Source organism: Corynebacterium tuscaniense, from assembly GCF_008693065.1.
Taxonomy (GTDB): domain Bacteria; phylum Actinomycetota; class Actinomycetes; order Mycobacteriales; family Mycobacteriaceae; genus Corynebacterium; species Corynebacterium tuscaniense.
The window spans coordinates 1-579 of record NZ_VXKH01000191.1; the positions used below are offsets into that span (position 1 = coordinate 1).

General features: G+C 57.7%; 1 protein-coding gene. It reads left to right on the plus strand.

Annotated elements, in window-relative coordinates:
- The first annotated feature begins 61 nt into the window (after positions 1-61).
- Positions 62-532, plus strand: a complete 471-nt coding sequence (rimI, locus tag F4V54_RS11230; protein WP_061920604.1) for a ribosomal protein S18-alanine N-acetyltransferase — start codon at positions 62-64, stop codon at positions 530-532.
- Positions 533-579: the final 47 nt, after the last annotated feature.

The window sequence follows — 579 nt, forward strand, 5'->3', positions numbered from 1 at the left end:
CCGTGCCGCCGAAGCCAAAGCCGCGCTCAGCCGCCCTTCCCGACATTTCCGGGCTAAGTCTGTGAAGCTGCGCGAACTAACCGCCGTCGATGCGCAGCGCTGCGCGGAGCTGGAGAAAGTGCTTTTTGCAGGGGAAGGGCCGTGGCCGGCGGAGGCCTTCGTGCAGGAAATCGCACACGGTCACACCTTTTATCTAGGCGTGGAAGACGAGGACGTATTGGTTGGTTATGCCGGCATCGGCATGATGGGACCTGTTACCGACCCGGAATTCGAAATTCATACCATCGGCGTCGATCCCGCGATGCAGCGCCGTGGGGTGGGCAGGATGATGATGGATAACATTGTCTATATCGCTGACCTGAAAGACGCCCCGGTTTTTCTCGAGGTTCGTGTGGGCAACGATCCCGCCATTTCCATGTACGAAGCCTACGGTTTTATTAAGACCGGCATCCGCCGCAATTACTATCAACCTTCAGGCGCGGACGCGCACACTATGTTCCGCCCGCGTAAAAGCGAAAGGACCGCGAAGTGAAAATCCTCGGAATCGAGTCTTCCTGCGACGAAACCGGTGTAGGAATC